This window comes from Streptomyces sp. NPDC059989 (assembly GCF_042736975.1).
In the GTDB taxonomy this organism is placed as follows: Bacteria; Actinomycetota; Actinomycetes; order Streptomycetales; family Streptomycetaceae; genus Streptomyces.
Map to the genome: position 1 here is coordinate 1 of NZ_JBHWUO010000111.1, position 7,171 is coordinate 7,171.

Below are 7,171 nucleotides of genomic sequence, written 5' to 3' on the forward strand. Positions count from 1 at the left end.
CGCCGGCGGGGCTGGATATGGCCGCTGCCGGAGGCACATCCAGCCTCGCCGGCGTTTGAGGCGCGGGGGTCCGGGGGCTGGCCCCCGGCAACGGCGCCGCAGCCGGAGAGCCGTGCCCTGGCCGGAGGCCGCCTGGCCGCGGGGCCTCCGGACGGGGCACGGTGCGGGGCGGCAGTCCGGGAAGATGCCGCCCCGTTCCCCCGCCTGGGGGCCCCTCCCAGCGGTAGCTGGGGGAGTCAGACGGCCTGGCGGAAGCGCGTGGTCCGGTGGACCGGATCGGTGTCGATGTGCGGGATCACGTGCTCACCGATCAGCTTGATCGTGGTGAGGGTGTCCTCCTTCGAGACGCCGGTCGGCAGACCGAAGGAGAGCTGGTCGGCACCGGCCTGCTCCCACCGCTTGCACTGGGCCCGCACCTCCGACGGGTCGCCGCAGATCAGCAGTTCCTCCGCGATGAGGAGTTCGATGATCTCCGCGTTGTATTCGGGGAGGGTCTCGGGCCATTGCGGGATCGCCTCGGGCCGCGGGAACGTGTCGTGGTAGCGGAAGACCAGCGACTGGAAGCGGTTCATGTTCGCGTTGACCGCGATCTCCACCGCCTTGTCGTGCGTCTCCGCACAGATCGCGGTCGACGTGACCATCACGTTGTCGTTGACGAAGGCACCGATGGCCTTCGCCTCCCGGATCGCCGTCTTGTACTGCTCCAGGACCCACTCCATGTCCGAGACCTTCTGGACGCTGAAGCCCAGGACCCCGAGGCCCTTCTTGGCCGCCATCGCGTACGAGGTGGGGGAGCCCGCGGCGTACCACATGGCCGGGTGCGCCTTCCCGTACGGCTTGGGGAAGATCTTCCGCGGCGGGAGCGACCAGTGCTTGCCCTGGAACCCCTCGTACTCCTCCTGGAGGAACATCTTGGGGAACTCCCCGATGGTCTCCTCCCAGATCTCCTTGGTGCCGTTCATGTCCTCGATGCCGGGAAGGAACCCGAGGATCTCGTGGCTGCCCGCGCCGCGGCCGGTGCCGAATTCGAAGCGGCCCTTGGAGAGGTGGTCGAGCATGGCGACCTTCTCGGCCACCTTGACCGGGTGGTTCACCGGGGCGAGCGGGTTGAAGATGCCGGAGCCGAGGTGGATGCGCTCGGTGGCGTGGGCGAGGTACCCGAGGAACACCTCGTTCGCCGACAGGTGCGAGTACTCCTCCAGGAAGTGGTGCTCCGAGGCCCAGGCGTACTTGAAGCCCGACTTGTCGGCCTGGATGACGTACTCGGTCTCCTCGATCAGCGCCTTGTGCTCTGCCTCGGGGTCGACCTTGGACCGCGCTTCAGGCACGTATCCCTGCACAAAGAGCCCGAATTCCAAGGGGGTTCACCGTCCTTTGGTTTCTGACGTTGCGTCAGATTCGATGTCTCGACTGTTCCACCGCGGGGGCGTGAGCGTCAATACCTGACGCTCCATCAGATACTTGCGCCGCTAGAGGATGCTGACGCCCGCCATCCAGCCGCCGTCGATGACGAACGGCTGGCCGGTGATGTACGAGGAGTCCTCGCCGGTCAGGAAGAGGGCCAGCTTGGCGATCTCCTCCGGCTGCCCGACCCGGCCCATCGGCACGACCCGCTTGTAGAGGTCCGCCATCGCGTCCCGGGCCTCGTCGGTCATGTTCGCCGGATCCAGCAGGCCGGGATTGGCCATCGGGGTGTCCACGGCGCCCGGGCACATCGCGTTGACCCGGATGTTCTTGGCGGCCAGCTCCAGGGCCGCCACCCGGGTCAGGCCGAGGATCGCCGCCTTGGTCGCGGCGTACGTGCCGACGTAGGCCATGCCGGTCAGGCCGGTGTAGGAGGAGGTGTTGACGATGGTGCCGCCGCCGGCCGCCTCGATCTCGGGGGCGACGGACTTGATGCCGAGGAAGGCGCCCACCTGGTTGACCTGGACCACCTGCTGGAACTCCTCCAGCGGGGTCGCGGTCAGCTCGTTGAAGCGCAGGATGCCGGCGTTGTTGACCAGGCCGTCGATCCGGCCGCCGAAGGCCTCCTTGGCGGTGGCTATGGCCGCCGCCCAGTCCTCCTCCCGGCTCACGTCCATCCGTACGTACCGGGCCCGGTCCTCGCCGATGTCCTTGGCCACGGCCGCGCCCTGCTCGTCCAGCACGTCCCCGAGGAGCACCTTGGCGCCCTCGGCGGCGAAGAGGCGGGCCTCCTGCTCGCCCTGACCGCGTGCGGCGCCGGTGATGATCACCACGCGCCCGTCCAGCTTGCCCATGTCGGCAACTCCTAGTCGTTGAGGAGGGGGGCCACCTCGGCCCCGAAAGCGGTGATCTGGTCGACGAGTTCGGTGCGGTCGCGATTGCGGAAGCGGACCTGGATCTGGTCCACGCCGAGCGCCTTGTACTCCCGCAGGGACTCGGCGAGCGCCTCCGCCTTGCCGGTGAGGGCCCGGCGGCCGGTGTCCCAGCCGGGTTGGCCCACGTAGAGCGGCTCGGTGATCGCACCGAACTCGATGGGGCCCTCGACGCCCGCCGCCTCCCTGAGCTCCTTGATACGGGCGATCTGCGCCGGGAGCCTGTCCCGCGGGTCGCCCTGCGGGAGCCAGCCGTCCCCGCGGACGGCGGCCCGGCGCACGGCGGCGGGCGAGGAGCCGCCGACCCAGACGGGGATCCGCTCCTGGGCGGGCCGCGGCAGCTGGCCGAGGTCCTTGAAGGAGAACAGCTCGCCCTGGAACTCCGGATACTCCTCCGGCCCGAGGGCGGCCCGCAGCGCGTCGAGGGTCTCGTCGAGCACGGCTCCGCGGCGGGCGAAGTCCACGCCGAGGATCTCGAACTCCTCCTGCACGTGCCCGGCGCCGACGCCGAGGATCAGCCGGCCGCCCGAGAGGTGGTCGAGGGTGGCGTACTGCTTGGCGCTGATCAGCGGGTGGCGCAGGCCGAGGATGGCGACGTGGCTCAGGAGCCGGACCTGCTCGGTGATGCCGGCGAGGAAGGAGAGGGTGGCCACGGGGTCGTACCAGATGGTGCTCATGGGGCCGGCGAGCCGCCGCGGGATGGCCACGTGGTCGCAGGTGGCCACGTACCCGAAGCCGGCCCTGTCGGCGGCCCGCGCGACCTCGGCGAGATCGGCGGCGGTGGCCGACGCCTCCCAGGGCTCGGCGTAGATGGTGCTCTGCGACTGGACCGGGAGCTGCATCCCGTAGACCAGCCGACCTTCCGGAAACACGCGCGCCATGGCGGGCCCGCCTCGCCTTCGTCTGCCGATTCGTCCTATCGGTGCCGGGCCATCGTCGTAGCTGACGGTCCGTCAGGCAAGAGGGAGGTCCCGATCCGCAGACCTGGAGCAGTACGGGCAGGGGGGCGTACCCGTACCGCTGTGGCACGGGAAGGAGCACGCTCATGGCCGCCCCGAGTCCGTCGGAACAGCAGGACCTGGACACCGAGTTGGACCGGCGCCTGGCGGAGGCGCGGGGCCGGTGATGCCTCAACCCATGACCGGCCCGCCGGTCAGAACCCTTCCGGGCCCATCGCGATGATCGGCTTCGCCGTCGGGTCGAGGGTCTCCAGGACCTTCTTCATCGCCTCCTTGGGGATGCCGACGCAGCCCTGGGAAGGGCCGTCGTGGTCCACGTGGAGCCAGATGTTGCCGCCCTTGGCCTCGCCCTCCGGCTTGGTGGGGTCCAGCGGGGACGTGCCCGGCTTGCGGTTGAAGTCGATGGCGACGACGTAGTCGAAGGAACCGGCCAGGGACTCGCCGTTCACCCCGCGGCCCGTCGCGACGAAGGCGCGGTCCTTGTCGTACGGGAGCCGCGTGCCGGGCGGGGCGGGCAGCAGGCCGCCCGCGTCGGTCAGCGCGAAGACGCCCTGCGGGGAGGTCAGATCGCCGTACGTGCGCTCCGTGGACCAGCCCTTCGCGCCGTTGCGGGCCGGCCAGCTCGCGGCCCGGACCCAGTCGGCGCCGGCCTCGGGGCGGGTGTAGAGCGTGGCCGTGGACTCCGAGGAGTCCTTGGCCTTGCCAGTGACCAGGATGAGCTGGCGGGACTCGGCCGGGATCTTCGCCCGGGTCTGGTCGCTGATGCCGGTCAGGCCCTGCAGGCCGGCCCGGTCGGCGTCGCGCGCGGCCCGGTCCGGGGCCGCGGGACGGCCGTCCGAGCGGGCCTGCGAAACGGCGGCGCCACCGGCCTTGTCGTCGAGGGAGTACACCCAGCCGGCCGCGAAGGTCAGCAGGCCGAAGGTGGCGGCGAGGGCCACGCGGCGGGACGTGGTCGACGGACGGGAGCGGGCTCGGGCGTGCTTGCTCATTGAACCGACCGTACATGAGCCGATCTTCGAAGCCACCGACCCCGGTCCGGCCGTCGGCCGTCCTCCGGCGGGAAGGGGACCCCGATCGACAGCCCGCCGTCGGGCGCCGGATCGGCCCGCGCCACCAGCTCCGCCCCGTGCGCCCGCGCGATCGAGGCCACGACCGATGCCACGATCGATACCACGATCGAAAGCCCCAACCCGGCGCCCTCACCTGCGGTGTGCTGCCGCTCGGCGCGCCGCCGGAACGGCTCCAGGAGCATCGGGACTTCGGCCGGATCGATCGACGGTTGGGTGGGGGACACCGCCGGCTCCCCGTCGGCGTGGTGGTGGCCAGGGTGGGCCGGCCGCCCGCACGGTTGTGACGTACGGCATTGCCCAACAGGTGCCGGACCAGGTGGCCCAGCAGCGTCCGGTCGCCCGACACGGCCGGCGGAGCCGCTCGTCCGCATCCGGCCCCGCCGGCGCTTGAGCGGGGTCCGGGGCGGAGCCCCGGGAACCGGCGCCGCACCCAGGCACGGGCGGAGCCACATCCAGCCCCGCCGGCGTTTGAGGCGCGGGGCCCGGGGCAGGGCCCCGGGAAGCGGGCGCCGCCTCAGGCCCCGGCCCCGGCCGAACGCTCCGTCCGCCACTCCGACGCCAGCACCGACCAGACCTCCTGGTCCTGCCGCCGCCCCCGGTACAGCGCGCTCTCCCGCAACACCCCGTCCCTCTTCATCCCGAGCCTCCGCGCCACGGCGACACTCGGCTCGTTCCCCGCCGCGGCCCACCACTCCACGCGCCGGATGCCCCGCTCCTCGACGGCCCAGTCGATGATCCGCCGCGCCGCCCGGGTCACCAGCCCCCTGCCCGCCGCCGACGGCTCCAGCCAGCAGCCCACCTCGGCCGTGCCCTGCTCGACGTCCATCTGCCGGAAGATGACCGCCCCGACCAGCTTCCCGTCCGTCCGGATCCCGTAGATCCGCCCCGTGTCGGCCGCGGTCCTCTCCGCGTACGTCTGGAGGAACGCCCGGCTCGACTCCAGGTCCGTCACGACGTCCGAGAGCCTGATGAACTGCCCGATGAACTCCCGCCCCCGGTCCACGTGGGCCAAGAACTCCTCGGCCTGCCACGGTTCGAGCGGGCACAGCTCGGCGCCGTCGTCGCCCAGGGATATCGCGTACATCGTCACCCTCCACGGTCCACAGCCCACGGTCCACGGCCCACGGCCCACGACTCCGGCCCACACGTTGCAAAAAATCTTCGCACGGGCGACAAAAGGCCAGGTGCAGGCCCATCCCGCGGCGGCGATCACCGGCGTACGCTGAATCGATGCGAACTCCACGTCATGCAGCGCGCGTTGTCATCGTGTCCCCCACCGGCTCGGTGTTCCTCTTCCGCGAGAACAACGTGGAGGTGGGCATCCACTGGCTGCCGCCGGGCGGTGGTATCGACCCCGGCGAGACCCCCGAGGAGTGCGTACGGCGCGAGCTGCGCGAGGAGACCGGGTGGACCGACCTCGAACCCGGGCGGCTGCTGTGCACCTGGGAGCACGACTTCACGCACGAGGGCATCCCGGTCCGCCAGCACGAGCACATCTACCTCACCACCGGCCCCCGGCTGGAGCCGGTCCTCGAGGCGCCCGACATCCACTGGCAGTGGCTCTCCCCGCAGCGCCTGGCCACCCTCGGCGAACCGCTGTGGCCGCCACGCCTGCCGGACCTCCTGGCGAACGCGCCTGCCGAGCCGGTGCACTTGGGGCTGCTGGCGTAGAGGCCGGCCGGCCTCCTACCGCTTGGCGGTACCGGTACCGGTACCGGTGGCCTTGGCGTACAGCGAGGCGGCGTAGTCGCCGAGGACGGTGCTGGTCGACACGTCGTCCGTGTCGCCTCCCGTGAGGATGCCGATGATCTTTCCGTCGCGGGCGATCCACGCGCTGCCGCTGGTGCCGCCCGGGAAGTCCGCGCAGTCGAAACGCTGCTGGGTCTGGCTCTCGCGGACGGTGACCGCCGTGCACGTACGGGGAACCTTGCGGTCGGCGGGGTACCCGGTGACGGTGACCTCCTCGCCCGCGCGGCCACTGGTGTCCAGCACGGCCGCGCCGGTCACTTCCTCGATGGTGCGGCCCAGGGCGTCGGTGGTCAGGCGGGCGAAGGCGAGGTCGTAGTCGTCGTCCGTACCCTCGGCCCAACGGTCGTCCTCGAAGGCTTCCTCGATCTTCCATGTGCCGTACGGGGCAACCCCGTTGGCGTATGCAGGTGCGAAGACGGCCGTCCCGTTGCTCTGATCCCCGTCGAGCAGGCAGTGCCCGGCGGTGACGATCAGGTTCCGGCCGGGGCTCTGCACCACGGTGGCGGTGCAGAAATGGTCGCTGTCCAGGCCGTTGGTGAACAGGGCCCCGGTGAACGCCGCGGGTCCACCGGGTTGCGGGGTGACGGCCGGCGGCAGCGTGGTGCCGGGCGGCGCGGAGAGCTGAGGCTTCGCCGCTTGCGAACGCGACGGAGCCGTCGCCGACGCGGTCGGCGCGGCCTTCGCCCGCACGGGCGCGGCCCCTTCGGGCGGCGGCACCAGCTCAGCCACGGCGGCGGACGCCCCCAGAGCCGCAGCAGCACACAACACCGCCGTCACCACGGTCCGCTTGTCCACCGGCATGATGATCCTTCCGATTTGCCTCGGCGAAGCATGCCCCGCGGGCGGGGTCGGGTGCAAGGGGCGGGGTCGGGAGGGGGGCCGGGGGACCTGGGCTCGGCGATGTGACCTGTCGGGCGGGGTCGGGGCCGGCGGGATATCCCTCAGGTAGGTCGGCCTGCCGATCGGTGGCTTCGGGGGTCGGGACCCAAGCGGGGGGCATCAGGGAGGGTTTGGGGGTTTCCCGTCAGTCTCATCGTCTCTCCGTGTCGGGCCGGCC

Annotated in this window: 8 protein-coding genes; 1 reads left to right on the forward strand and 7 read right to left on the reverse strand. The window is 71.6% G+C overall.

Features of this window, described 5'->3' with window-relative positions; translation table 11 throughout:
- Positions 1 to 236: 236 nt before the first annotated feature.
- The 6 genes from ACFWBN_RS39315 to ACFWBN_RS39340 all read right to left on the reverse strand — a co-directional run bounded on the left by ACFWBN_RS39315 (position 237) and on the right by ACFWBN_RS39340 (position 5,449).
- Complete coding sequence (locus ACFWBN_RS39315; protein ID WP_385186549.1) at positions 237 to 1,358, reverse strand: LLM class flavin-dependent oxidoreductase; 1,122 nt, start codon at positions 1,356 to 1,358, stop codon at positions 237 to 239.
- 111 nt (positions 1,359 to 1,469) lie between these two features.
- A complete protein-coding gene (locus ACFWBN_RS39320) occupies positions 1,470 to 2,258 on the reverse strand; it encodes an SDR family NAD(P)-dependent oxidoreductase (protein ID WP_385186552.1) in 789 nt (262 codons plus the stop codon).
- 11 nt (positions 2,259 to 2,269) lie between these two features.
- The gene (locus ACFWBN_RS39325) at positions 2,270 to 3,217 is read right to left on the reverse strand and encodes an LLM class F420-dependent oxidoreductase (RefSeq protein WP_385186555.1); all 948 of its coding nucleotides are present in this window, start codon (positions 3,215 to 3,217) and stop codon (positions 2,270 to 2,272) included.
- A 272-nt stretch (positions 3,218 to 3,489) separates the two neighbouring features.
- Complete coding sequence (locus ACFWBN_RS39330; protein ID WP_385186557.1) at positions 3,490 to 4,284, reverse strand: hypothetical protein; 795 nt, start codon at positions 4,282 to 4,284, stop codon at positions 3,490 to 3,492.
- Entirely contained in the window at positions 4,281 to 4,589 is a 309-nt protein-coding gene (locus ACFWBN_RS39335) for a hypothetical protein (protein ID WP_385186560.1), read from the reverse strand. The genes ACFWBN_RS39330 and ACFWBN_RS39335 overlap by 4 nt, the downstream gene beginning before the upstream one ends.
- A 290-nt stretch (positions 4,590 to 4,879) precedes the next feature.
- Positions 4,880 to 5,449 (reverse strand): GNAT family N-acetyltransferase, encoded by a 570-nt coding sequence (locus ACFWBN_RS39340; RefSeq protein ID WP_385186562.1) that lies wholly within the window; start codon positions 5,447 to 5,449, stop codon positions 4,880 to 4,882.
- Positions 5,450 to 5,595: 146 nt separating this feature from the next.
- Here ACFWBN_RS39340 and ACFWBN_RS39345 point away from each other — a divergent pair, with 146 nt between their 5' ends.
- Positions 5,596 to 6,036 carry an NUDIX hydrolase gene (locus ACFWBN_RS39345; RefSeq protein ID WP_385186565.1) on the forward strand — a complete coding sequence of 147 codons (441 nt, stop codon included), beginning with the start codon at positions 5,596 to 5,598 and terminating at the stop codon, positions 6,034 to 6,036.
- A 15-nt stretch (positions 6,037 to 6,051) separates the two neighbouring features.
- On the opposite strand, the gene ACFWBN_RS39350 is transcribed toward ACFWBN_RS39345, so the two are convergent.
- Positions 6,052 to 6,915 (reverse strand): trypsin-like serine peptidase, encoded by an 864-nt coding sequence (locus ACFWBN_RS39350; RefSeq protein WP_385186568.1) that lies wholly within the window; start codon positions 6,913 to 6,915, stop codon positions 6,052 to 6,054.
- Positions 6,916 to 7,171 lie beyond the last annotated feature (256 nt).

Bases quoted from the DNA above. Each gene is read 5' to 3' on its own strand.
- ACFWBN_RS39340 (WP_385186562.1), bottom strand. From the start codon at position 5,449: ATGTACGCGATATCCCTGGGCGACGACGGCGCCGAGCTGTGCCCGCTC.
- ACFWBN_RS39320 (WP_385186552.1), bottom strand. From the start codon at position 2,258: ATGGGCAAGCTGGACGGGCGCGTGGTGATCATCACCGGCGCCGCACGC.
- ACFWBN_RS39325 (WP_385186555.1), bottom strand. From the start codon at position 3,217: ATGGCGCGCGTGTTTCCGGAAGGTCGGCTGGTCTACGGGATGCAGCTC.
- ACFWBN_RS39350 (WP_385186568.1), bottom strand. From the start codon at position 6,915: ATGCCGGTGGACAAGCGGACCGTGGTGACGGCGGTGTTGTGTGCTGCT.
- ACFWBN_RS39345 (WP_385186565.1), top strand. From the start codon at position 5,596: ATGCGAACTCCACGTCATGCAGCGCGCGTTGTCATCGTGTCCCCCACC.
- ACFWBN_RS39330 (WP_385186557.1), bottom strand. From the start codon at position 4,284: ATGAGCAAGCACGCCCGAGCCCGCTCCCGTCCGTCGACCACGTCCCGC.